This window comes from Azospirillum sp. TSH20 (genome assembly GCF_003115935.1).
Classification (GTDB): Bacteria; Pseudomonadota; Alphaproteobacteria; order Azospirillales; family Azospirillaceae; genus Azospirillum.
Genome location: NZ_LGQU01000054.1, coordinates 1 through 21,172 on the forward strand (window position 1 = coordinate 1; position 21,172 = coordinate 21,172).

Below are 21,172 nucleotides of genomic sequence, written 5' to 3' on the forward strand. Positions count from 1 at the left end.
CGGCGGGAGGACATCCCGGTGCTGGCCCGCCATTTCATGCAGCGCTCCGCCGAGGCGTCGGGCCTGCCGGTCCGTGAGTTCGGCGAGGACGCGATGGCGGCGCTCCAGGCCTATGACTGGCCGGGCAATGTGCGCCAGCTGCGCAACGTGGTGGACTGGCTGCTGATCATGGCCCAGGGCGACCCGAAGGAGCCGATCCGCGCCGACACCCTGCCGCCGGAAATCGGCGCCATCACGCCGACCGTGCTGAAATGGGACAAGGGCGGCGAGATCATGGGCCTGCCGCTGCGCGAAGCCCGCGAGGTGTTCGAGCGCGAATATCTGCTGGCGCAGGTCACCCGCTTCGGCGGCAACATCTCCCGCACCGCGTCCTTCGTCGGCATGGAGCGCTCCGCCCTTCACCGCAAGCTGAAGTCGTTGGGCGTCCATGGCAGCGAAAAGGGGAAGATGTTCATCGAGTGACGGGTGGCTTGTATGGGAGCGCTAAAGTGGTCATATTGAATTGACCATTTTGGAGGTTGCCATGGGATTGCCAGTGGTGACGGTCAGCGTGACCGAGTTCAAGGCGAAATGCCTGTCGCTGTTCGACGATCTGGAGGATCACCGCGTCGCCAAGATCGTGGTGACCCGACACGGACGCCCGGTGGCTGAATTGAACCCGCCCGATCGGACGTTGTCGCCGTTGTTTGGCGCCCATTCCGGTTCCGTCCAGGTGGTCGGCGGCTATGACTTGACCCGGCCGACCTTCGACGACGACGCCTTCGACGCCGAAAGCGGAATTCTTCACCGGTGACCGCCGAATGATCCTTCTCGACACCCATGCGATCCTATGGCTTGACGCCGGGATCGAGCTTTCTGCCGATGCACGCGAGCGCATAGAGCAGGAACGGTCGGCCGGCGGGATCCTGATCTCGACCGTCTCGGCCTGGGAAATCGGCAAGTTGGTGCGCAAGGGCCGAATTCGGTTGGATTTGGAGCCATCAGCCTGGATACAGCGTTTTCTCGCCGCGGCCGGGCTGCGCTGCCTACCTCTGTCACTCGAGGCGGCGCTGGGGGCATCGAGCTTGCCGGAGCCGCTCCATAACGATCCGGCCGACCGGATGCTGATCGCCACCGCCCGCGAACTCGGCGTTCCTCTCATGACCCGGGACAGGCTGATCCATGAGTATGCAGCCACATCGGGGACCATTCGGGTGCACTCCTGCTGATCCAGGCCCGCCCCTTCCGACTTTGACCGGAGCCATCCCATTGTCCGCCCCCATCACCCTGCCGCGCGCCGTCATCTATGACTGGGACAACACCCTGGTCAGCAACTGGGACACGGTGCGCGAGGCGCTGAACCATGCGCTGGTCTCCTTTGGCCTCGCCCCCTGGAGCGCAGAGGAGGCGCGCGAGCGGATCAAGGCGTCATTGCGCGACAGCTTCCCCCGCATCTTCGGCGAGCGCTGGACCGAAGCGCGCGACCTGTTCTACGGCTATTTCGCCGCCCACCATCTGGATGGGCTGAAGCCGCTGCCGGGTGCGGAGACGCTGCTGCGCCATTTCCACGAGCGCGGCGTCTATCAGGCCGTCGTCTCCAACAAGAACGGCAAGTTCCTGCGGGCGGAGGCCGATGCGCTGGGCTGGAGCCGCTATTTCGGCAAGCTGGTCGGCGCCCAGGATGCCAAGTTCGACAAGCCGCACATCGCCCCGGTGCGGATGGCGCTGGAACCGGCGGGGATCGCGCCGGGTTCTGATGTCTGGTTTCTCGGCGATGCCGACATCGACATGGAATGCGCCCATGGCGCCGGACTCGTTCCGGTGCTAATAGGGCAGGGCGAGGGGAGCGGCTTCGACCGTTTTCCGCCCGCCCATCGCCACACCGACTGTACGGCGCTGCACAGCGTCCTGTATGGCTTGGTGGACGGCAATGGTGATACCATATCCCTGCAAACGGCTGTCGAGACGGTACCTGCGCGCACCATACCTGCACCGTGAAACGGGGAGCGGACCACCTGAAGAAGGGGTCCCAAGAACATTGAAGAAGGGGGCATGAAAAATGTCTGAAAAAAGCCAAAACGTGCAGGACGTGTTTCTCAATCACGTCCGTAAGAACAAGACTCCCGTAACCGTCTTTCTCGTGAACGGCGTGAAACTCCAGGGCATTATTACTTGGTTCGACAACTTCTCGGTACTTCTGCGGCGCGACGCGCATTCCCAGCTCGTCTACAAGCACGCAATCTCGACGGTCATGCCGGCCCATCCCATTCAACTTTTCGAGCCGCCCAAGGAAGGTGAAAGCGTCTGATCCCTTGACCAATGGTAACGGCGCGGCCCCTGAAGGCGCCGCGCGGGCCATCGTGGTCCACCCTGTCCTCCGCATCGAGGCGGACGGGGACATGCGCCCTCCCGAATCCCGGCTCGAGGAGGCGGTCGGTCTTGCCCAGGCCATTCAGCTGGACGTCGTCCATGCCGAATGCGCCAAGGTGAACCGGCCGCAGCCATCGACCCTGCTCGGCTCCGGCACGGTGGAGCAGCTGGCCCAGGTGGTGGAGGAGACCGAGGCGACGCTCGTCATCCTCGACCATGCCCTGTCGCCGGTCCAGCAGCGCAACCTGGAACGGGCGCTGAAGGCGAAGGTCATCGATCGCACCGGCCTGATCCTGGAGATCTTCGGCGCCCGCGCCCGGACGCGGGAAGGCATGCTGCAGGTCGAGCTGGCGTCCCTGACCTACCAGAAATCCCGGCTGGTGCGGTCCTGGACCCACCTTGAACGCCAGCGCGGCGGCTTCGGCTTCCTCGGCGGCCCCGGTGAGTCGCAGCTTGAGCTTGACCGCCGCCTGATCGGTGACCGGATCATCAAGATCAAGAAGGAGCTGGAGGAGGTGCGGCGCACCCGCGGCCTGCACCGCAAGGCGCGCGCCAAGGTGCCGTACCCGGTCGTGGCGCTGGTCGGCTACACCAACGCCGGCAAATCGACGCTGTTCAACCGGTTGGCGAACGCCGACGTCTTCGCCCAGAACCTGCTGTTCGCCACGCTCGACCCCACCATGCGGCAGGTGACGCTGCCGTCGGGGCGGAAGGTGATCCTGTCGGACACGGTCGGCTTCATCTCCGACCTGCCGCACGGCCTCGTCGCCGCCTTCCGCGCCACGCTGGAAGAGGTGGACGCCGCCGACATCATCCTGCATGTCCGCGACATCGCCCACATCGACAGCGAGGCCCAGAAAGCCGACGTCCATGAGGTGCTGTCCGACATGGGCATCGACCCGGAGACGGACGACCGGGTGATCGAGGTGCTGAACAAGATCGACGCTCTGGACGAGGAAAGCCGCGCGGCGGTCCTGGCCCAGACCGGGCGCAATCCGCGCGCGGTGGCGGTCTCCGCCCTGTCCGGTGAGGGGATCGACGATCTTGATCGCCTGCTCGACCAGCGGATGAACGTCAATCGGCAGGTTGTCGACCTGTCCGTCGACCTTGGCGATGGGGCGGCGCTCGCCTGGCTCTATGCCAGGAGCGAGGTTCTGGACCGGCGCGACGACGAGGAGCATGCGCATCTGCAGGTCTCCATCGACCCCGTCGATCTCGCCCGGTTCGAGAAGCGGTTCCAGCCGGCCGAACAGCCGACCGAGCAGGTCCAGCCGCAACCTTAAGCGGCGTGAGCCTGTACTCCTGGCCGAAGGAAGGGGGTGCGACACCGGGTCTATGACCTGTTGCACCCCACTCCGGTCTTACGACGAATGCGGCGTGGTTATTTCCCCGTTGGCGCCCGATTATGGGAACGGAGCAGTGCGCTCCCCCATCAGGAGGACTGCCAATGCGGTTGCAAACCGATCCGTCGTGCTTTTCGATCACGGCTTTCCTCGCCGATCAGGTTGCTATCGTCGCCCGTCAGGAGAAGCTGCCGCCGGGTGCGGCGCTGCTGCGGTTGCAGGAGCTTTCGCGCACCCCCGAAGGCCGTGCGACCCTGATGCGACTGATCGAATCCGCCGCCCAGCGGGAGCCGAATGCCGAAGAGGCCGCGAAGATCGAAGCAATCTGCCGTGAGCTGGCTGCCTGGGGCTATGGGGGTTTCACGGGCGGAACCCGCCACGATCCTCATCACGACCACCGCGCCGCGGCCTGACGGTGATTTGACACATGCTTGAGGGATGACGGCGGGGGCGATGGCGGGCCATAATGGACCGTACGCCATTGCCGCGGTCCTGTCGTGCTCCGTTCCCCTTCCCGTACCGTCCTGATCGGCGCCGGCCGCCTATTCCCGGCACTGCTGATCCCGGCACTGCCGCTGCTTCTGGCAGTCGCCCAGTCCGTGGCGGCCGAACCGGTGCGGTACGGAATGCCTCTGCCGCCGGGCTATGTCGAGGAGCCGGCGGTGCCGCCTGAGGATCCGCTTCCCCCGCCGCCGAAGCCCTTGCCGTTGGCGCCCGACGAACCGCTGGTCGTCGCGCCGGACGCTGCGGAGCTGTTGAAGGATTGCAAGCAGCAGGCCTTCACCGACTGCTTCCGCCTGTGGCAACCGCCGCCTCCCCCCCCTCCGGAACCGGAGAAGGAAACCGCGGGCACCCCACCGCCACCTCCACCGCCCGACCCCAAAGCGCCGCGTGAGCCGGCACAGGGCGGCCCGGTGCCGCCCCCACCGCCCGATCCCGCCAAGGAAGCCGCAGCCGCCGCCGCCGACCGCGCCACCTTCGATGCGCTGTCGAAGGCGCTGAAGGACAGCGGGCTGGACGGCAGGGTTCTGCTGACCGACCCGAAGGGCGACGATCCCACGTTGAAACTGGACAGCGTGCCCGGCAAAACGCCGGCGGCGAGGCGCTGAACCGCCATCACCTCAAGCCATCAGGAACCTTCCGACCATGACGGGTTTCCCGCTTCCCGACATCGATCAGGTTTCCGACCTGATCCGCTCCGTCGCACGGACGGAGATCATGCCGTATTTCCAAAAGCTGGACGCATCAGGCATCCGGCAGAAGACTGGCCCGACCGACCTCGTCACGCTGGCGGACGAGGCGGCGGAGCGGGCCTTGACCCCGGCGCTGTCCACCCTGGTGCCGGGCAGTCGCGTCATCGGCGAAGAGGCCGCGTCGGAGGACGAGCGTGTGCTCGACCGCATCCATGGCGACGATCCGGTGTGGATCATCGATCCGGTCGACGGCACCATCAATTTCGCCCAAGGCCGGCCGATGTTCGCGGTGATCGTGGCGCTTGCCTGGAAGGGCGAGACGGTTGCCGGCTGGATCCACGATCCGGTCGATGGCCGGATGGCGACGGCGGTAAAGGGGCAGGGCACCCGGCTGAACGGCAGCCGCGTCCATGTCGCGCCGGCCGTGCCGTTGCCGCAGATGGTCGGCGCGCTGTCCACGCGGTTCTGCGCGGAGGAGATGGGGCGGCAGTTGGAGGAGCGCAGCGCCGGGCTGGGCGAGCGCGCCTGCCTGTCGAGCGCCGCGCAGGAGTATCTGCGGCTGCTGGATGGGCGGGCGCATTACTCGCTCTATCACCGGCTGATGCCGTGGGATCATGCGGCCGGCGTGCTGATGCATGCGGAGGCCGGCGGCTATTCGGCGCTGATCGACGGCACGCCCTATCGGCCTGGGCTGCTCAATGGGAGCATCCTGCTGGCGCCCGACCGCGACAGCTGGCAGGCGCTGCACGGGCAGCTTTTTGGGTGAGTAGATTGGGTAGGGAGGTGCTGATTGCCCCCTCCCTAACCCTCCCCCGCTTTGCGGGAGAGGGAACTCCGCCTATCCTTTGCAGTGCGTCAGGCTGACAAGCATTCAATCCCCTCTCCTTCGAAGAGGGGGAGGGATAGGGAGGGGGCATCCGCTGCAACCATCCTCCCCGCAACACCTCAATGCGTCAGCAGTGCCGGCAAGGTCAGCCCATCCAGCACCGTGCGGGTCGCGCCGCCCAGCACCAGTTCGCGCAGACGGGAATGGCCATAGGCGCCCATCACCAGCAGGTCGGCGCCCTGGTCGCCGCAGCAGGACAGGATCATGTCGCCGACCTCGCCACCCGACGCGATGACCGACTGCGGGCGGGCGGCGATGCCGTGGCGGTGCAGCCAGTCGACCAGATCGGCGGCATCGTTGCTGTGCTGGCCCGGCGGCTCGACCGACAGGACGGTGACGGAATCCGCCGCTTCCAGGAAAGGCATGGCGGCGCGGACGGCGCGGGCCGATTCCGGGCTGTTCTTCCAGGCGACCAGCACATGGCGGCCGATCGGGGCCGCGGCCGGCTGCTTCGGCGGCAGAACCAGCACCGGGGTGGGGGTCTCCAGCGGCAGGCGGTCGGGAATGTGGTGCAGCGACACCCGTTCGCCGGCCCGCACCGCGGCCGACTGCGCCACCACGACCAGATCGGCGTAGGACGCCCGCTCCGCCAGCAGTTCGACGTGATCGCCCTCTTCGATCGTCCAGTCGAAGGACAGGCCGTCGAGCGCCTGACGCACCTCCCGCTCGATGCGTTCGGCATTCTCGTGGGCGATGGCGGTGGCCTCCGCCATGTAGCCATAGGAGGCGGCGCGGCCGGTGGCGCCCGCCGGCATCGACACCGGGGTGGCGATGTAGAGAGCCTGGATATGGGCGGAGAAGCGCTTGGCCAGGGCAGCGGCCACCGCCAGACGGCTGGCGTAGGCGTCGTCGTTGGCCATGTGCAGCAGGATGGTCTTGATCGGCATGCCCTCGCGTCTCCCAATCTTATGCTTTGGCCCGCCATCGGCTCGACAGTCGGCCGGCGGAGCGCTTTCCTGTCAGATAACGCTCCGCCGGGGCGAATGGCAATGTCTGCAAGCGGACGGTGCTACTTCACCACCACCGCATAGTGGTCGAGCGGCGCCACCGCCTTGATCAGGCCGCGCGCCTTCAGGAACTCGGCGAAGCGGGTGTAGCGCTCGGCATCCAGCGCCGCCGGGCTGTGGGAGAAGCGCGGCAGGGTGTCGGCCCAGGCGCGGCGGTTCAGCTCGTCGTTCAGCTCCGGCCGGCCCTTGACGAAGGCGGCCTGCGACTCCTCCGGATGGTTCAGAATGTAGAGCGTCGCCCGTTCCACCGCCGCCAGGAAGCGCTTGAAGCGCGGGTCGTTCGCCTTGTCCTTGTGGGCGACCAGGACCAGCTCGTCATAGGGAGGGACACCCTCCTCCTCCGGGTAGAAGGCGCGGCCGGGATGCTTCTCGATCTCCATCTGGTTCAGTTCGAAATTGCGGAAGGCGCCGATCACGGCATCGACCTGTCCCGACAGCAGCGACGGCGAGAGCGAGAAGTTGACGTTCACCAGCTCGACGTCCTTCAGGCTCAGCCCCTGCTTCTCCAGCATGGCGCCGAGCAGGGCGTCCTCGAAGCCGGCGATTGAGTAGCCGACCTTGCGGCCCTTCAGGTCCTTCAGCGTCTTCACCGGCCCGTCGCGCAGCACAACGACGGAGTTCAGCGGCGTCGACACCAGCGTGCCGATGCGGACCAGCGGCAGCCCCTCGTCCACCTGCAGGATCAGCTGCGGCTGGTAGGAGACGGCGATGTCGGTGCCGCCGGCGGCGACCAGCTTCGGCGGATCGTTGGGGTCGGCCGGGGCGGTCAGCGTCACATCGAGCCCGGCATCCTTGAAGAAGCCCTTCTCCTGCGCCACCACCAGCGGGGCATGGTCGGGATTGACGAACCAGTCCAGCATCACGGACAGCTTGTCCTGGGCCAGGGCCGGAAGCGAGGTCATCAGGCTGGCGACCATCAGGCCGGCGCCAATTAGGTGTTTCATCGGCAGGTGCTTCATCGGGTGTCTCTCCCCCTTCGAGGGTTGGCGGCTTAAGGGTTGGCGTCGTCGGCAGGTTGGGTATCGGGTTGCCAGGGCAGCGCGCGGCGGGCCAGCGCATCGACGGCGGCGTACAGCGTCACCGCGAACAGCCCCAGCACCAGCACGGCGGCGAACAGAAGGTCGATCTGCATGCGGGCGTTGGCGTGCAGCATGAGGTAGCCGAGGCCGGAGGACGACCCCACCCATTCGCCGATCACCGCGCCGATCGGCGCCACCGCGGCGGCGACACGCACGCCGGACCAGAAGGCGGGCAGGGCGGCCGGCAGGCGGATGCTCCACAGGATGGCGGCGGGGGAGGCTCCCATGGTGCGGGCAAGGTCGAGCCAGCCGGGATCGGTGCGCCGCAGCCCGTCGAACAGCGCGGTCGTCACCGGGAAATAGATGACCAGCACCGCCATGGCGATTTTGGAGGCCATGCCGTAGCCCAGCCACAGGACCAGCAGCGGCGCCAGGGCGAAGACCGGAATCGCCTGACTGACCAGCAGCAGCGGCATCAGCCAGCGCCGCGCGGTGCGGAAGCGCGCCAGCAGAAGGGCACTGACACCGCCCAGCGCCACGCCGGCCACCAGCCCGATCAGGATCTCCGACAGGGTGGTCAGGCCGTGGGTCAGCAACAGGGGCGCCTGCCTCTGCATCGCGTCGGCCACCGCCAGTGGGCTGGGCAGCAGGTAACGCGGCAGGCCGGTGGCCCAGACCAGCGCCTGCCAGCCGGCGACCAGCACCAGCAGGGTGACCAGGGCGCGCAGCAGCGCCTTCATTCCGCCAGCCTCCGCAGCAGCTCGGCCTGATGGGCCAGCAGGCCAGGATCGTCGACACGGCGCGGCACCGGGCCCGACGGCTCCAGCGCCGGCCCCATCACGGCGGGACGGCCGGTCATCACATGCAGGCGGTCGCCGATGCGCAGCGCCTCCAGCGGGTCGTGGGTGACCATCAGGACGGTGCGGCCGGCCAATGTCTCCGCCGCCGTCTCCTGCAGCCGCAGCCGGGTGATGGCGTCAAGCGCGGAGAAGGGCTCGTCCATCAGGACCAGTGGCTTGTCCTCCATCAGCGTGCGGGCCAGCGCCACCCGCTGCCGTTGCCCGCCGGACAGGGCGGCGGGGCGGTCGCGTTCCCGCCCCGCCAGACCGACGCGGTCCAGCAATACGCGGGCCTGCTCCACCCGCGCCGGGCCGGGCCGGCGATGGCGCAGCCGGTCGCCGAGCAGGACATTGTCGAGGACGGTCAGCCAGGGCAGCAGAAGGTCCTGCTGCGCCATGTAGGCGATGCGGCCGGCCAGCGGCTCTCCATCGCCGGTAACGACTTGCGTCGGCGGTTCCGGTTCGGCGAGCCCGGCAAGAATGCGCAGCAGGGTGGTCTTGCCGACGCCGCTCGGTCCCAGCAGGCAGGTGGTCCGGCCGGCCGGCAGCTCCAGCGTCAGGTCGGAGAACAGCAGCGTGCCGCCATAGGTCAGCCGGGCGCGCGAGATCGTCACCGAAAGCGGCGTCATCGCAAGCATGTCGTTCTGGCGGAAAAGGAGTGGGTGCGGTCCCGCATCACTGATCCCTACGCCGGCATGAACCGGATCAGGTTCCAGGGGTCGTCCCGCAACAGGACCTCTCAGCCGCCCATCGGCTCCCCCCAGTGAAGGCGGCGACTATAGGCGCGGACGATCCGCGACCGCAAGCATTGCCGGATCGGAGTTCCGGCCCGTGGAAGCCGGTAGGTGGATGCCGGCCAGTGGAAGCGGGCGCTTGACCGGAGCGTGGCCGCGCCTAGTTTCTGGCGGGCATCATGGAGTGCCAGCCCTGACCACGCCCTTTCGCACCCCGCTGTTCATCGGCGGCGAGATCTATCGCGGCTCGACCTATGGGCCGAAACATCCGCTGGCGATCCCGCGCGTCTCGACCGCCATCGACCTCAGCCGCGCCATGGGCTGGCTGCCGGACGAGGTCTATCTCGACACCCATGTGGCGAGCGAACGGGAACTGGCACGCTTCCATACCGCCGATTACATCGCGGCGCTGAAGCGGGCGGAAGCGGAACAGCGGGTGGATGAAGCCACCGCCGCCCGCCACAATCTCGGCAAGCTGGAGAACCCGATCTTCGCCGAGATGTACCGGCGGCCCGCCCACAGCAGCGGATCGGCGCTGCAGGCAGCCCGGATCCTGGGCGACCGGCCGGCCGGTCTGGTGTATGCGCCGGCGGCGGGGACCCACCATGCGCGGCGCGACCGGGCCAGCGGCTTCTGCTATTTCAACGCGCCGGTGCTGGGCATCCTGGAACTGCTGGACCATGGGCTGGAGAGGGTGCTCTACGTCGATCTGGACGCCCACCATGGCGATGGGGTGGAGGAGGCCTTCGTCGACGACGATCGGGTTCTGACGATCTCCATCCACGAGGATGGTCGCTGGCCCTACACCGGCAAGGCGGAGGATCGCGCTGGCGGCATGGCCCGCAACCTGCCGGTGCCGCCGGGCTTCAACGACAGCGAGATGGAGCATGTGATGGAGGCGGCGGTGCTGCCGCTGGCCCGTGCCTTCCGTCCGCAGGCAATGGTGATCCAGACCGGCGCCGACGCGCTGGCCGAAGACCCGCTGAGCCGGCTGGAGCTGTCCAACCGCGCGCTGTGGGATGCGGTGGCGGCCCTGCTGCCGCTGGCGCCGCGGGTGCTGGTGGTGGGCGGCGGCGGCTATAACCCCTGGTCGGTCGGGCGCTGCTGGGCAGGGATCTGGGCGGTGATGAACGGCATCGACCCCGCGATCAAGCCGACGGCGGAGGCGGAGGCGGTGTTGCGCGCCCTGACCTGGAGCCGCGCCGCCGGCCGCAATCCGCCGGAACACTGGTTCACCACGCTGGGCGACGAACGCCGGCCGGGCCCGGTGCGCGACACGGTGAAACGGGTGGCGGAGATGGCGCTGTCCTGAACCGCAGCAAATCGTTTCATTTGGGTCGAATTTCGAACCAAGCCGTGACGATTCGTTGACGGACCTGGATTGTTCGGTGATCCTCATTCCACTGCGCCGGTGCAGCTTCCGCGTCGGATGATCCGGCCTTGGGCCGGGCTTTGGTAGGAGAACGGGCGGGCGGATGTCGAACACGACCCTGTTCCTGATCGCCATCGTCATCATCATGCTGGCCGCTGTCCCGGTCGCCATGATGCTGAAGGATTTCCTGCCGAACATCATGGAAAAGAGCAGCGGTCTGGAGCAGATCGAGAACCGCGTCTATGTGCTGCATGCGGAATCGCAGGAGCTTCAGAACCGGGTCAACCAGCTGGTTCAGCGCCGCAACAGCCAGTCATCCGACCGCAACCGGCTGGAAAGCGACATCCGCAAGGCGGAAAAGCAGATCCGCGAGCTGGCCGAGCAGCCGCCGATGTTCGTGCATGAGGTCGGTGACCCGCAGGCCGGCCTGATGAAGTTCGTCGCCACCGTCACCCAGGAAAAGGCGTCGGCCGCCGCAAGGGCCGCCGGCGACCGCGGGCCCGTGAACCCGATCTGGCGCTGCGCCAACGTGGCGGAGGTCTGGGCCTCCAGTTTCGACGAGGCGAAGCAGATGTGCGACGTCGCCTTCCCCTTCAAGCTGGGGTTCCAGAAGACCTTCATGCGGGGGGACGCGAGGACCGGCGGCAAGGGGGGCGTGCCGGTGCCGCCCGCCACCGCTCGCGCCAAGGCCGGTGCCGCGACATGATGATCAACTTCATCATCGTCCTGGCGATCGTCGCGATCGGCGCCTGGCTCGGCAATGTGCTGATGACCGTGGAACAGCGGGTGTCGCAGGCGCGCCAGCGCGTGCGCGGCGTGCGCAACAGGCTGGACAAGCTGGACGCCACCATCCACCGCCTGCACCGCGAGGAGGAAAACCTCCATGCCGAGATCGAGGAGCTGACGCGGGACATCGTGGAACTGCGCAAGAAGCAGGTCGAGGTGCAGCAGCGACTGACCGAAGCGCAGTCAAAGCGCCGCCCGCAGATCCTGGTGCTGACCGACCGGCGCAATCCCGGCGACAAGGAATGGCTGGTGACCGTGGTGAACCAGCAGATCGGCGAGATCGACGCCACCCACCCGCTGGCGGTTGAATGGGCACGCGGGCGCAATTATCTGGTGTGGGCGGAATCAGACCGCGAGGCGGCCGAACGCGCCAACCGCCGGTTCAGCGCACGTCCCGGCTATCAGGTGCGGTCGGTGGCACCGGTCAAGGAAGACCTCTACAGCCCCAGTGCCGCCCGCAGCGCGGCGTAGAGACGGAAAAGCCCTTCTCCCTGGGTGGGAGAAGGGCTTCCGGAAACAAGAACAACCTGACCTGTCGGGCCAGCCTCAGCGCGCCTTGGCGGTGGCCGGGGTCTGGCGGAAGGCGTCGTGCAGGTAGGGCGACAGCGCCTGACGCATGTTGCGCAGCCATTCGTGGATGATGATCAGCGAGCGGGAGGCGACCGGCGGGGTCATGCCCAGCTTCACCAGATCCTCGCGGGTCATCGTCGCAACCTGATCCAGCCGGTGGCCGGTCAGGCGCGCCCAGGCCGGAGCGGTGCAGGGCTGCATGGAGATGACCTGCAGGCCCTCGCGCTCCACCATCTCGGCCTTGCGGCGGGCGTACTGGCTGTCCTCAAGCTGCGAGAAGGGGCCGGAGAAGCCGTTTTCGACGAGGACGCGCTTGGCCTTCGGGGCGATGGTCGCCACCCGCTCCAGCGTCGTCATGCCGGTGGAGAGCGAGGCGAGGTCGACGGTCACCGGAACCATGAAGGTCAGCCGTTCGCCGTCGCCGACGTAATAGTCGAAGCCCGACACCTCGGCCCAGTTGAAGAACCACTGCGAGATGTTGCCGCCGAAGTCGTACAGACGGCCGCCGCGCTGCAGTTCCGGACCGATCAGATCCCAGAACTCGTAGAAGCCGTCGCCCGACCCCATCATGTTCATGAAGTCCTGGGTGATGCGGCGATGTTCGACCACGTCCGGGCCGAACAGGCGGGCGAGACGCTCGTTCACCTCGTACTCGACGACCTTCAGTTGCAGGCCTTCCAGCATGGCAGTCGCCATCAGGTGATGGGACAGCAGCGTCTTGCCGACGCCGCCGCGGTCATTGAGGACGAAGATCGTGCCCAGCATGCGATCGCCTTTCCAGTATGCGTTCGTTGATTCGTCTTGGGTCGTCGTGGGAGGCACAGGCGGAGACGCCGGCGAACCGGTGTCCCGCGCAGCCGCCGCGGGGGTCTGGTTGGAGGCCGGCTGTGGTTCCGGCCTGGAGATCTTGGAGTCGGAAGAGGCGTCTTGCGTCGCGCTGTCGTCGGCGCTGCCTTCCTCCGCCGGCCCATCCTCGGCAATCGGGATCGCCGGGGCGAGCAGGTCCTCCGGTGCGGGGGAGGCGGGTTCGGTCTCGTCCGCCTGCGGTGCAGATGCGGCGACGTCGGGCTCTGATCCAGCCGGCTCGGGCTCTTCCATTACCGGTTCATCCACCGCCACGGTATCCGCGACGGCGTCCTGAACCGCTTCCTCTGCAGCCTCCGCCACAGGTTCCGGTTCGGAAGCCGACACCGGCGCCTCGTCCACAGCTTCCGCATCGGAGTCGGCTGCTTCGTCCTCCTCCGCGTCGTTCAAACCGGCGGACAGCGCGGCTTCGTGGACGGCAGCCAGCGTCTCCGCCGGCATAACGGAGGCGCCGGCATGGTCGTCGGCAGCCTCGCCGCGCCCCTCGTTCCCGACAAGGAAGAAGGCGGAGCGCAGGGTGACGGGCGAAATCGGCTGGTTGTCGCGGGCGGTCACGCCCAGCTTCGCCAGCAGATCGGAGATCTCGGCCCAGGACAGGCCGCGTTCACGCATCAGCCCGATGTCGGCGTAGCTCTCGCGCACCGCCTGCATGGCGCTGCGGTTGCCTGCCGGGCGATCGGCAAGGAGCCGTTCAAGTTCCGAGCGGTCGATCGACACCGTATGGGATTCCGGCAAGATGAAATGGCGGCGGGGAAGCGCCTGGATGTTGGATCGCAAGGATTCCATTCCCCTGGGGCCGAAAAAATAGTACAAGCGGCCATCACGCGCAAACGGTTTCCAAACGACATCAACGGCGCTAAACATCGTTGCCCGATCAGGGGCGGGCCGTGACTGGTGCAACTTCGCCGAGGTTCCGGCAGTTCGCGCCATCATGTCGGCTTTTGGAACCGGCCGTCGGTTGCGCGGGTTGCCATACGGGGGCACCGTCGCATCATGCCGGCCGGGCGCCTTCATCGGGCTGGGATTGGAACCGGGGTAAGGCCACGATGCCTCACGATTTTGGTTCATCACGGGACCGGCGATCCGCGCCTCTCCTGGGAGCGGGTATCGGCTTCCACGAGTTGCGGCAGGCATGCGAAATCTCCGCCCTGCGCGAGGATTTGGAGCGGCTGGCGCATGAGGCCGGCGCCCTGCGCGACGGCGTGGAACACGCGGTCGAAATCGTGCGCGACCGCTTCGCCGCGCTGAGCGCGGCGGAAATGGCCGACCCCATGGTTCTGGCCCCGCTGCTGCAGTTGGCGGTCACCACCCTGTTGGATATTCGCGAGCAGGCGCGGCATCTCAACACCCAGACCGGACCGCTGGCGGACGACGAACGCCCGTCCTGGCTGGGCGCCGCCGATGCGCCGCGCCTGCGACAGCCGGCTGCAACCGTTTGGGACGATCATGCCGACCACCGATCGGACAGCGCCGACGGGGGGATGGACGTGGATCCGGCCCCGGTTCCGCTCGATTCGCAGCCGCCGCGTCCGACCAGCCCGCCGGCTCGCGCGGGGCAGCAGGCGCTGGCCGCACCGCACCCGCCGGAGCCTCTTTCGCCCGTACCGGTCCCGGAGCCCTTCCTGACTGCACCGGCGGGCGCCCGGACGCGAGCAAAGCCCGAGGTCCCTGTGGCAGAGGAGGCCAAGCCAGAGGCGCCTGTGTCAGAGCGACACGCATCCTGGCTGGCTGGTGAACCGGCGCCGCCGCCGCCGCCTTCGCGCGCCGCGACGGTGCGTGCAAGCGGCGGAGGGCAGCGCACCCCGGGCGGTATCGACTGGCTCGGTCCGGCAGGGCGTTGACCCTTTTTCGATGGCTGGAGACTTATTGGCCGGGTCGCGACTCGGGTCGATGACTCTCGTGCACATCGGTGCGCAAAAGGTCAGGATCTGAACGATAGAGCTTGCAAATTCGGGTTGGTTCTAGTACAAACGGCCTATCAGTAAAGAAAAATTTACCAAAATTCGCCGCTTATTCCGCAACACTGGGAACGCCCGAGGTCGGTCACATGCTCAGGATCGACTCCATCGCCAAGCAGAATATGTCCCAGCGCGTCCGTTCGCCCGGGCAGCCGCTTCGCGTGCTGGTGCTTGAACATGACGACGCCGTTTCCGACGCATTGTCCGTCCTGGTGGCGGACCTGGGCCACACCGTCTGCGGCGTCGCGCGGACGGAGGTCGAGGCGGCGGCACTGGCCGGACGTGAGCGGCCGGATCTGGCGTTGACCGATGTGCGATTCGGCGGCGGGGACGGCATCGCCACGGCGCGGAGGCTGAACCTGGACCATGGCCTGCGGTCCATCTTCCTGTCGGGAAACAGCGACCACGGCACCATGGCCCGCATCACCGAGACCTATCCGCTCGGCGTCGTGCACAAGCCGTTTTCCCATGCCCAATTGAAGATCGCCCTGGATCTGGCCGCCCGCCGCCTTCGTTGAACCCGGCTTTCCTGGAATATCGACTTCGGTGGTCCCGCTTTGGCCAGCAGGAATCCTGCGCTACGGCGAAGGAATCGGTTTTCCGGTGCCCACTGCTCTGCTATATTTGTTCTTGGAGTGTTCTGGTGCGGAGCGGCTGGGCGAGTGCGTCGGTCCGGGCATCGCCGGGGCATGTCCGACGGCGGTTGACCGGCGTCGGTCCCTCGTGCTTCGTTGCGCGGGACCGGGGGGATGGTCGCCATTGAACAGCCGGCCCTGCGAATGGGAACCCTCGGCATCTGGATGCCTCCGCCGGGCATCCTGACGGGTCGGCATGGATGCTGGGACACTCGCGCTTAGGAGCAACGAGCGATGAATGTTTGGACGTTTACGGGACGCCTGGGCGCGGACGGCGAATTGCGCACGACCCAGAGCGGCGAGAAGGTGCTGGGCTTCCGCGTCGCCAACGACGTCGGCTTCGGCGAGCGCAAGACGACCCAGTGGGTCGATTGCTCGATCTGGGGCCGCCGCGCCGAGTCGCTCGCTCCGCACCTGACCAAGGGCAAGAGCGTCGTCGTGTCGGGCGAGGTGACCCTGCGCGAGTATGAGAAGCGCGACGGCACCCGCGGCGCCGGCCTGTCGGTCCGCGTGGCCGAGATCGACTTCACCGGCGGTGCCCGTGAAGAGGGCGGCGGCAACTTCGGCGGCGGTGGCGGCGGCTACGAATCGCGTGGCGGCGGCAGCGGTGGCGGCAGCGGCTATGGTGGTGGCGGCGGCAACTACGGCGGCGGCTCGTCGGGCGGCGGTCGCAGCGGCGGCGGTGCTCCGCCCCGTCACGAGGATCTCGACGACGAAATCCCGTTCTGAGGCGCCACGCCACAGCGGTAGGATCCATCGGCCGGATGCCCGTCATCCGGCCGATTTCTTTTTCGGGCCCATCAATCCGCGAGCATCGCCCGCAATCGCGGCGCCATGTGGTCCAGGAAGGCGCGGACGCGACGCGGCGCACGGTCGCGGCCGGTGTAGACGGCGTGGATTTCCTCGGTGTCGACCAGCGCGTCGTCCAGAACCGCCACCAGCCGGCCCTCGCGCAGATCGGCGCGGACGTGATAATCGGCCAGCCGCGCCAGCCCGAGGCCGAGCAGTGCCATATGGCGCACCGTCTCGCCATTGTTTGCCAGGATGCAGGTCGGCACCTCGCGGTCGATCAGACGGCCGCCGGATTTCAGCGGCCAGACCGCGGCGGCGCGGCGGAAGTTGAAGCCCAGGCAGTCATGCGTCTCAAGGTCGGCAGCGGACATCGGCACGCCCTTGCGTTCCAGATAGGCGGGCGAGGCGACGATCCGGCGCCGGACGACGCCCAGCCGCTGGGCCAGCAGTGCCGAATCGCTCAACGGTCCGGCGCGGAAGGCGACATCGACGCGGGCGGCATAGAGGTCGACCACCTCGTCGGTCATCGTCACGTCCAGCGTAATGCCGGGATGGTCGCGCAGGAATTCCGGCAGCAGCGGCAGCAGGCAATGCTGGCCGAACGGGACCGAGGCATTGGCGCGGATCAGACCGGTCGGCGCGCGGGCCCCGCCGGCGATTTCCGCGTCGAGCGCGTCCATCTCCCCCAGCAGCGCGTCCGCCCTTTCGCGGTAGAGTTCCCCTTCGGCCGTCAGCCGCAGCTTGCGGGTGGAGCGTTCGACCAGCCGCACGCCCAGCCGTTCTTCCAGCCGCCCGATCAACTTCGCCGTGGATGATGGCGTCATCCCGACATCCCGGCCGGCGGCGCTGAAGCTGCCGCGGGCGGCAACCCGCAGGAACACCCGCATTTCCCAGGCGCGTGGATCGCTCATGCCGGCATCTCCGCTCTCACCTTGTCTCTGAATGACAAAATCATGGGAATGCGGTGGGCATTCCCGTTCCCGACCTTATGGCGCACATCGTCTTCCCAGCACAGTCATTCCTGGAATGGAGAGTTTTGAAATGCCTCTCGCACTGCTGGCGCTGGCGATCAGCGCCTATGCGATCGGGACGACCGAGTTCGTCGTCGTCGGATTGCTTCCTACCGTGGCGAACGACCTGGATGTCAGCCTGCCGCTGGCCGGCATGGTGGTCAGCGTCTATGCGCTGGGCGTCACCTTCGGGGCGCCGGTGCTGACCGCGCTGACCGGCCGTGTGCCGCGCAAGCCGCTGCTGCTCGGGCTGATGGGGGTGTTCGTCGCCGGCAACCTGCTGGCCGGTGTCAGCCCGAATTACGAAACGCTGCTGGTGGCGCGGGTGCTGAGCGCTTTTGCCCACGGCGTCTTCTTCTCGGTCGGGTCGACCATTGCCGCCGATCTGGTACCGGAGGACAAGCGTGCCTCCGCGATCGCCATGATGTTCTCCGGCCTGACCATCGCCATCGTCACCGGCGTTCCGCTCGGTACCTGGATCGGCCAGACCTTCGGCTGGCGCGCCACCTTCCTGGCGGTGTCGGCGCTGGGCGTCATTGGCGGGGTGGGCGTCGCGGCGCTGGTTCCGGCACGGCTCAGCCAGCCGCCGGCTGCCGGCTTGGGGGTGCAGGTCGGCGTGCTGGCAAAGCCGCGCCTTCTGCTGGCCTTCGCGATCACCGCGCTGGGCTATGGCGGCACCTTCGTCGCCTTCACCTTCCTGGCGCCAATCCTGGAGACGATCACCGGATTCTCCAGCGCCACCGTCAGCCTTGTGCTGGTTCTTTATGGTGCCGCCATCGCGGTCGGCAACCTCGTCGGCGGCAAGCTGGCCAACCGTAGGCCGGTGCGGGCACTGGCCTGGCTGTTCGCCCTGCAGGCACTGGTTCTGATCGTCTTCACCTTCACGGCGGATTCCAAGATCCCCGCGCTGGTCACGCTGGCGGGCATGGGGGCGTTGGCCTTTGCCAATGTTCCGGGGCTGCAGCTCTATGTCGTCCAACTGGCGCAGCGCCATGCGCCGGGGGCGGTCGACGTGGCGTCGGCGCTGAACATCGCCGCCTTCAACCTGGGCATCGCGGCGGGCGCCTTCTTCGGCGGGCAGGTGGTGTCCTCCCCGCTCGGTCTCGGCGCCACGCCTTGGGTCGGCGGACTGTTCGTGCTGGGTGGTCTGGTCCTGACGCTGGCGAGCGGTGCCCTCGACCGGCGGGAACAGGCCGTTCCGGCGGCTTGCTAAACCGCATCGACCTCCAGCGTCAGCGTGTCGAGCAGGAAGCTGCCGTCGTCGGTGATGTCGAAACGGTTGTGGACTTCGGCCGCCGCGCTGCGCTGGAGCGAACGGATGGCCTGGGCATGGAGGTCGGGCGTGCGGGTGCGGGCGGTCCAGACCGGGAACTCCATGCGCAGGCGACGCGGGGTCAGCGACCGGACGGCGAAGCCCGCCCGAGCCAGGGCCGCCATCCATTCCGCCGCCGTATAGTTGCGGACGTGGGAGGGGTCGCGCAGCACCTCCACCACCTGCAGGTGGGTGTCCAGCACGGCGGCAGCCGGGGCGATGCAGTCGATGAAGATCGCGGTGCCGCCGGGCGCCAGCACCCGCCGCGCCTCGCGCAGGCCCGCCTCGAAATCACGCCAATGGTGGGCGGTGAAGCGGCAGAGCACCACGTCGAACCGGCCGTCATCGAAAGGCAGCCGCTCGGCCGCGGCCTGCCGGGTGGCGATGTTGGTCAGGCCGCGCTCCGCCGCGGTACGGGTCACCGCCTCCAGCATCTCCGGCGTCAGGTCGACGGCCGTTACCTCCGCCACATGCGGCGCGGCGCGGTAGCTGACATGGCCACCACCGCAGCCCAGATCCAGCACCCGCGCGTCGGATCGGCCGCGCAGAGCCTGTTCGATCTGCTCGAGGTCGGCACCGCCGGCATGGACGGCGCTGGAGACATAGGCGTCGGCGCGCGGGCCGTAATTCTCGGCGATGACGCCATGGTGGCTTTGGGTCATGGGGGCTTCCTTGTGACGGGGTGGCTGATGGGGCAAGCGTCGCGCCGATTTCAACCGGGTACAAGGCGGGTGGTTATCCTGGTATAAACACTGCCACCATGACCTCTGCGACCTCTGAAATCACTGCTCCCGCCGCCGATCCGTCCGCAGAACGCCGGCGCCTGCTCGGCGCCTTCCTGCGCCGCCATCGCGAGCGGCTGACTCCGGCGGAAGCCGGTTTGCAGGGTGGTTCCACCCGCCGCCGTACACCCGGCCTGCGGCGCGAGGAACTGGCGCAGCTCTGCGGCATCAGCCCGACCTGGTACAGCTGGCTGGAACAGGGGAGGGACGTATCGGTTTCGTCCGCCGCGCTGGCCCGGTTGGCCGAGGCGTTGCACCTGACCACGGCGGAACGGGCCTATCTGTTCGAAATGACGCGCAAGCGCGATCCGGATGCGCCGCCGGCCGGTCTAATGGATCGCCCGCCGCCGTCGCTGCTGGCGGCGCTGGAAGCGATGACCGCTCCGGCCTATCTGCTCGACCGGCTATGGACGGCGGTCGGCTGGAATCCTGCGGCGGAGCGTCTGTTCGGCGGCTGGCTGGGGCAGGGGGGTACAGAGCGCAATCTGCTGCGCTACGTCTTCCTCGATCCCACGGCGCGGAGCTTCATCCTGGATTGGGACAATCGCGCCCGTCGCCTGCTGGCGGAGTTCCGCGCAGAAACCGCCCGTCATCCCGAAGACCCGGCGGTGCAGGCGCTGGTCGCCGGGTTGCGGCGGGAGAGCACGCTTTTCTCAAGGATGTGGGAAGACCATGGCGTGCTGGAGCGGGAAGGGGGCCTGCGCCGCTTCGACCATCCGTTGGACGGGCCGTTGACATTGGAACAGCTGACCCTGCGCCCCGGCGGCCGATCCGCCTACACGCTGGTCATGCTGCTGGAGCCGGCGGAAAGCGCGGCTTAGCCCACTTGTTTGAGCGAGTTGTAGCGCTATCAGGATGAAGTCCCGCCTCGACTCCGTCTGCGTGTCTTTGCATACTCCAGTTGCGCCGAGGTTTTTCGGATTATGCACCAACTGGAGAGATAAATGAATCGTGCCGTTTTGGTCGTCGTTACCTTGGGGCTGTATGCAACCGTCGCGTCTTCGGCACTCGCTGAGTCCAAAAATCTGACACCCTCCTATGCTACCTGTATGGAGAATAGTGGGGGCGCAACCTTTTCGATGATCGACTGCATGACGGTTGAATACGAACAGCAGGACAAGCGCCTGAACGCCGCCTACAAAGCTGCAACAAAACAGCTTGAAGGCAAGCGTGTGCAGGAGCTTAAGGAGGCACAGCGTGCCTGGATCAAATTTCGCGATTTGAACTGCGGCTTCCTGGCCGGGGGCGAAGGGCAGATGGCTCGTATCGAGAGCAACTCGTGCATGCTGCATATGACAGCGGAACGAGCGGACGAATTGAAAGGTTTCACACAGGAATAGAAAGCGGGTGCAAGAGCGCGGCTGTCTCATCCGCGCTTCCAACCACCACGCTACGAAGCCACGGGACGATCAGAACCGACAATGCGCGTGCAGTTTGGGTAACTTGGCAGAACGTTGAAATTTCGGAGCTTCGACACAGTCTTCAGGATTGGCAGGAAGCGTGCAGTTTGGGTAACTTGGCAGAACGTTGAAATTTCGGAGCTTCGACACAGTCTTCAGGATTGGCAGGAAGCAAGCCAACTGGGCCGATGCCTGAAACGATTTTGCCGGTTTTTGGATTGAAAGAAAATTGGCTGGGGCGCCAGGATTCGAACCTGGGAATGGCGGTACCAAAAACCGCTGCCTTACCACTTGGCGACGCCCCAACCGGCGCGGCGATCG

25 protein-coding genes, 1 tRNA gene and 1 riboswitch are annotated in these 21,172 nt (G+C 67.1%); of the genes, 18 read left to right on the forward strand and 8 right to left on the reverse strand.

Features of this window, described 5'->3' with window-relative positions; translation table 11 throughout:
- The 9 genes from TSH20_RS15800 to TSH20_RS15840 form a co-directional block, all read left to right on the forward strand.
- A partial coding sequence (locus tag TSH20_RS15800; protein WP_146207482.1) for a helix-turn-helix domain-containing protein occupies positions 1-462 on the forward strand: 462 nt, incomplete at its 5' end.
- A gap of 61 nt (positions 463-523) precedes the next feature.
- Positions 524-793, forward strand: coding sequence for a type II toxin-antitoxin system Phd/YefM family antitoxin (locus tag TSH20_RS15805; RefSeq protein WP_109075641.1), 270 nt, complete (start codon positions 524-526; stop codon positions 791-793).
- A gap of 7 nt (positions 794-800) precedes the next feature.
- Entirely contained in the window at positions 801-1,208 is a 408-nt protein-coding gene (locus tag TSH20_RS15810) for a type II toxin-antitoxin system VapC family toxin (RefSeq protein WP_109075642.1), read from the forward strand.
- Positions 1,209-1,248: 40 nt separating this feature from the next.
- Positions 1,249-1,977 carry an HAD hydrolase-like protein gene (locus TSH20_RS15815; protein ID WP_109075643.1) on the forward strand — a complete coding sequence of 243 codons (729 nt, stop codon included), beginning with the start codon at positions 1,249-1,251 and terminating at the stop codon, positions 1,975-1,977.
- A 61-nt stretch (positions 1,978-2,038) separates the two neighbouring features.
- Entirely contained in the window at positions 2,039-2,287 is a 249-nt protein-coding gene (hfq, locus tag TSH20_RS15820) for an RNA chaperone Hfq (RefSeq protein WP_012974114.1), read from the forward strand.
- A 91-nt stretch (positions 2,288-2,378) separates the two neighbouring features.
- Entirely contained in the window at positions 2,379-3,632 is a 1,254-nt protein-coding gene (gene hflX, locus TSH20_RS15825) for a GTPase HflX (protein ID WP_247871360.1), read from the forward strand.
- A gap of 164 nt (positions 3,633-3,796) precedes the next feature.
- On the forward strand, positions 3,797-4,105 hold the full coding sequence (locus tag TSH20_RS15830) for a hypothetical protein (RefSeq protein WP_109075644.1): 309 nt from the start codon (positions 3,797-3,799) through the stop codon (positions 4,103-4,105).
- Positions 4,106-4,189: 84 nt separating this feature from the next.
- On the forward strand, positions 4,190-4,801 hold the full coding sequence (locus TSH20_RS36155) for a hypothetical protein (protein ID WP_109075645.1): 612 nt from the start codon (positions 4,190-4,192) through the stop codon (positions 4,799-4,801).
- 37 nt (positions 4,802-4,838) lie between these two features.
- Positions 4,839-5,651, forward strand: coding sequence for an inositol monophosphatase family protein (locus TSH20_RS15840; RefSeq protein ID WP_109075646.1), 813 nt, complete (start codon positions 4,839-4,841; stop codon positions 5,649-5,651).
- A 179-nt stretch (positions 5,652-5,830) separates the two neighbouring features.
- Here TSH20_RS15840 and TSH20_RS15845 read toward each other — a convergent pair whose 3' ends face one another.
- The 4 genes from TSH20_RS15845 to TSH20_RS15860 form a co-directional block, all read right to left on the reverse strand.
- Positions 5,831-6,658: a universal stress protein gene (locus TSH20_RS15845; RefSeq protein WP_109075647.1), complete on the reverse strand. Its 828-nt coding sequence runs from the start codon at positions 6,656-6,658 to the stop codon at positions 5,831-5,833.
- 122 nt (positions 6,659-6,780) lie between these two features.
- The gene (locus TSH20_RS15850) at positions 6,781-7,722 is read right to left on the reverse strand and encodes an ABC transporter substrate-binding protein (RefSeq protein WP_109075719.1); all 942 of its coding nucleotides are present in this window, start codon (positions 7,720-7,722) and stop codon (positions 6,781-6,783) included.
- A gap of 47 nt (positions 7,723-7,769) precedes the next feature.
- Positions 7,770-8,537, reverse strand: a complete 768-nt coding sequence (locus tag TSH20_RS15855) for an ABC transporter permease (RefSeq protein WP_109075648.1) — start codon at positions 8,535-8,537, stop codon at positions 7,770-7,772.
- Positions 8,534-9,265 carry an ABC transporter ATP-binding protein gene (locus TSH20_RS15860; RefSeq protein WP_247871359.1) on the reverse strand — a complete coding sequence of 244 codons (732 nt, stop codon included), beginning with the start codon at positions 9,263-9,265 and terminating at the stop codon, positions 8,534-8,536. The genes TSH20_RS15855 and TSH20_RS15860 overlap by 4 nt, the downstream gene beginning before the upstream one ends.
- Before the next feature lie 35 nt (positions 9,266-9,300).
- Positions 9,301-9,407: riboswitch (TPP riboswitch) on the reverse strand.
- 102 nt (positions 9,408-9,509) lie between these two features.
- Here TSH20_RS15860 and TSH20_RS15865 point away from each other — a divergent pair.
- The 3 genes from TSH20_RS15865 to TSH20_RS15875 all read left to right on the forward strand — a co-directional run bounded on the left by TSH20_RS15865 (position 9,510) and on the right by TSH20_RS15875 (position 11,999).
- Positions 9,510-10,682: an acetoin utilization protein AcuC gene (locus TSH20_RS15865; RefSeq protein WP_109075650.1), complete on the forward strand. Its 1,173-nt coding sequence runs from the start codon at positions 9,510-9,512 to the stop codon at positions 10,680-10,682.
- A gap of 163 nt (positions 10,683-10,845) precedes the next feature.
- A complete protein-coding gene (locus TSH20_RS15870) occupies positions 10,846-11,448 on the forward strand; it encodes a hypothetical protein (protein WP_109075651.1) in 603 nt (200 codons plus the stop codon).
- Complete coding sequence (locus tag TSH20_RS15875) at positions 11,445-11,999, forward strand: hypothetical protein (protein ID WP_109075652.1); 555 nt, start codon at positions 11,445-11,447, stop codon at positions 11,997-11,999. Before TSH20_RS15870 ends, TSH20_RS15875 begins: the two co-directional genes overlap by 4 nt.
- 75 nt (positions 12,000-12,074) lie before the next feature.
- Here the strand turns inward: TSH20_RS15875 and TSH20_RS15880 are convergent, their stop codons facing one another.
- A complete protein-coding gene (locus TSH20_RS15880) occupies positions 12,075-13,739 on the reverse strand; it encodes a hypothetical protein (protein WP_247871358.1) in 1,665 nt (554 codons plus the stop codon).
- 269 nt (positions 13,740-14,008) lie between these two features.
- On the opposite strand from TSH20_RS15880, the gene TSH20_RS15885 reads away from it, so the two are divergent.
- The 3 genes from TSH20_RS15885 (at position 14,009) to TSH20_RS15895 (ending at position 16,284) form a co-directional block, all read left to right on the forward strand.
- Complete coding sequence (locus tag TSH20_RS15885; protein WP_109075653.1) at positions 14,009-14,803, forward strand: hypothetical protein; 795 nt, start codon at positions 14,009-14,011, stop codon at positions 14,801-14,803.
- 206 nt (positions 14,804-15,009) lie between these two features.
- On the forward strand, positions 15,010-15,438 hold the full coding sequence (locus tag TSH20_RS15890; RefSeq protein WP_109075654.1) for a response regulator: 429 nt from the start codon (positions 15,010-15,012) through the stop codon (positions 15,436-15,438).
- A 351-nt stretch (positions 15,439-15,789) separates the two neighbouring features.
- The gene (locus TSH20_RS15895; RefSeq protein WP_109075655.1) at positions 15,790-16,284 is read left to right on the forward strand and encodes a single-stranded DNA-binding protein; all 495 of its coding nucleotides are present in this window, start codon (positions 15,790-15,792) and stop codon (positions 16,282-16,284) included.
- Positions 16,285-16,355: 71 nt separating this feature from the next.
- Here TSH20_RS15895 and TSH20_RS15900 read toward each other — a convergent pair whose 3' ends face one another.
- Positions 16,356-17,258 carry a LysR substrate-binding domain-containing protein gene (locus TSH20_RS15900; protein WP_109075656.1) on the reverse strand — a complete coding sequence of 301 codons (903 nt, stop codon included), beginning with the start codon at positions 17,256-17,258 and terminating at the stop codon, positions 16,356-16,358.
- 130 nt (positions 17,259-17,388) lie between these two features.
- Here TSH20_RS15900 and TSH20_RS15905 point away from each other — a divergent pair, with 130 nt between their 5' ends.
- Complete coding sequence (locus tag TSH20_RS15905) at positions 17,389-18,570, forward strand: MFS transporter (protein WP_109075657.1); 1,182 nt, start codon at positions 17,389-17,391, stop codon at positions 18,568-18,570.
- Here the strand turns inward: TSH20_RS15905 and TSH20_RS15910 are convergent.
- Positions 18,567-19,331: a class I SAM-dependent methyltransferase gene (locus TSH20_RS15910; RefSeq protein WP_109075658.1), complete on the reverse strand. Its 765-nt coding sequence runs from the start codon at positions 19,329-19,331 to the stop codon at positions 18,567-18,569. The two genes, TSH20_RS15905 and TSH20_RS15910, sit on opposite strands and share 4 nt — an antisense overlap.
- Before the next feature lie 98 nt (positions 19,332-19,429).
- Here TSH20_RS15910 and TSH20_RS15915 point away from each other — a divergent pair, with 98 nt between their 5' ends.
- Together TSH20_RS15915 and TSH20_RS15920 are read left to right on the forward strand one after the other, a co-directional pair.
- Positions 19,430-20,272, forward strand: coding sequence for a helix-turn-helix transcriptional regulator (locus TSH20_RS15915; protein WP_109075659.1), 843 nt, complete (start codon positions 19,430-19,432; stop codon positions 20,270-20,272).
- A 123-nt stretch (positions 20,273-20,395) separates the two neighbouring features.
- Positions 20,396-20,791 carry a lysozyme inhibitor LprI family protein gene (locus TSH20_RS15920; protein WP_109075660.1) on the forward strand — a complete coding sequence of 132 codons (396 nt, stop codon included), beginning with the start codon at positions 20,396-20,398 and terminating at the stop codon, positions 20,789-20,791.
- Between the two features lie 290 nt (positions 20,792-21,081).
- Here TSH20_RS15920 and TSH20_RS15925 read toward each other — a convergent pair.
- Positions 21,082-21,156: transfer RNA gene (locus TSH20_RS15925), tRNA-Gln, on the reverse strand.
- Positions 21,157-21,172: the final 16 nt, after the last annotated feature.

Coding starts and splice junctions, on each gene's coding strand:
- TSH20_RS15895 (WP_109075655.1), top strand. CDS start 15,790: ATGAATGTTTGGACGTTTACGGGACGCCTGGGCGCGGACGGCGAATTG.
- TSH20_RS15845 (WP_109075647.1), bottom strand. CDS start 6,658: ATGCCGATCAAGACCATCCTGCTGCACATGGCCAACGACGACGCCTAC.
- TSH20_RS15875 (WP_109075652.1), top strand. CDS start 11,445: ATGATGATCAACTTCATCATCGTCCTGGCGATCGTCGCGATCGGCGCC.
- TSH20_RS15830 (WP_109075644.1), top strand. CDS start 3,797: ATGCGGTTGCAAACCGATCCGTCGTGCTTTTCGATCACGGCTTTCCTC.
- TSH20_RS15860 (WP_247871359.1), bottom strand. CDS start 9,265: ATGACGCCGCTTTCGGTGACGATCTCGCGCGCCCGGCTGACCTATGGC.
- hflX (WP_247871360.1), top strand. CDS start 2,379: ATGCGCCCTCCCGAATCCCGGCTCGAGGAGGCGGTCGGTCTTGCCCAG.
- TSH20_RS15870 (WP_109075651.1), top strand. CDS start 10,846: ATGTCGAACACGACCCTGTTCCTGATCGCCATCGTCATCATCATGCTG.
- TSH20_RS15905 (WP_109075657.1), top strand. CDS start 17,389: ATGCCTCTCGCACTGCTGGCGCTGGCGATCAGCGCCTATGCGATCGGG.
- TSH20_RS15855 (WP_109075648.1), bottom strand. CDS start 8,537: ATGAAGGCGCTGCTGCGCGCCCTGGTCACCCTGCTGGTGCTGGTCGCC.
- TSH20_RS15840 (WP_109075646.1), top strand. CDS start 4,839: ATGACGGGTTTCCCGCTTCCCGACATCGATCAGGTTTCCGACCTGATC.
- TSH20_RS15910 (WP_109075658.1), bottom strand. CDS start 19,331: ATGACCCAAAGCCACCATGGCGTCATCGCCGAGAATTACGGCCCGCGC.
- TSH20_RS15915 (WP_109075659.1), top strand. CDS start 19,430: ATGACCTCTGCGACCTCTGAAATCACTGCTCCCGCCGCCGATCCGTCC.
- TSH20_RS15885 (WP_109075653.1), top strand. CDS start 14,009: ATGCCTCACGATTTTGGTTCATCACGGGACCGGCGATCCGCGCCTCTC.
- TSH20_RS15810 (WP_109075642.1), top strand. CDS start 801: ATGATCCTTCTCGACACCCATGCGATCCTATGGCTTGACGCCGGGATC.
- TSH20_RS15850 (WP_109075719.1), bottom strand. CDS start 7,722: ATGAAACACCTAATTGGCGCCGGCCTGATGGTCGCCAGCCTGATGACC.
- TSH20_RS15805 (WP_109075641.1), top strand. CDS start 524: ATGGGATTGCCAGTGGTGACGGTCAGCGTGACCGAGTTCAAGGCGAAA.
- TSH20_RS15920 (WP_109075660.1), top strand. CDS start 20,396: ATGAATCGTGCCGTTTTGGTCGTCGTTACCTTGGGGCTGTATGCAACC.
- TSH20_RS15890 (WP_109075654.1), top strand. CDS start 15,010: ATGCTCAGGATCGACTCCATCGCCAAGCAGAATATGTCCCAGCGCGTC.
- TSH20_RS15900 (WP_109075656.1), bottom strand. CDS start 17,258: ATGAGCGATCCACGCGCCTGGGAAATGCGGGTGTTCCTGCGGGTTGCC.
- hfq (WP_012974114.1), top strand. CDS start 2,039: ATGTCTGAAAAAAGCCAAAACGTGCAGGACGTGTTTCTCAATCACGTC.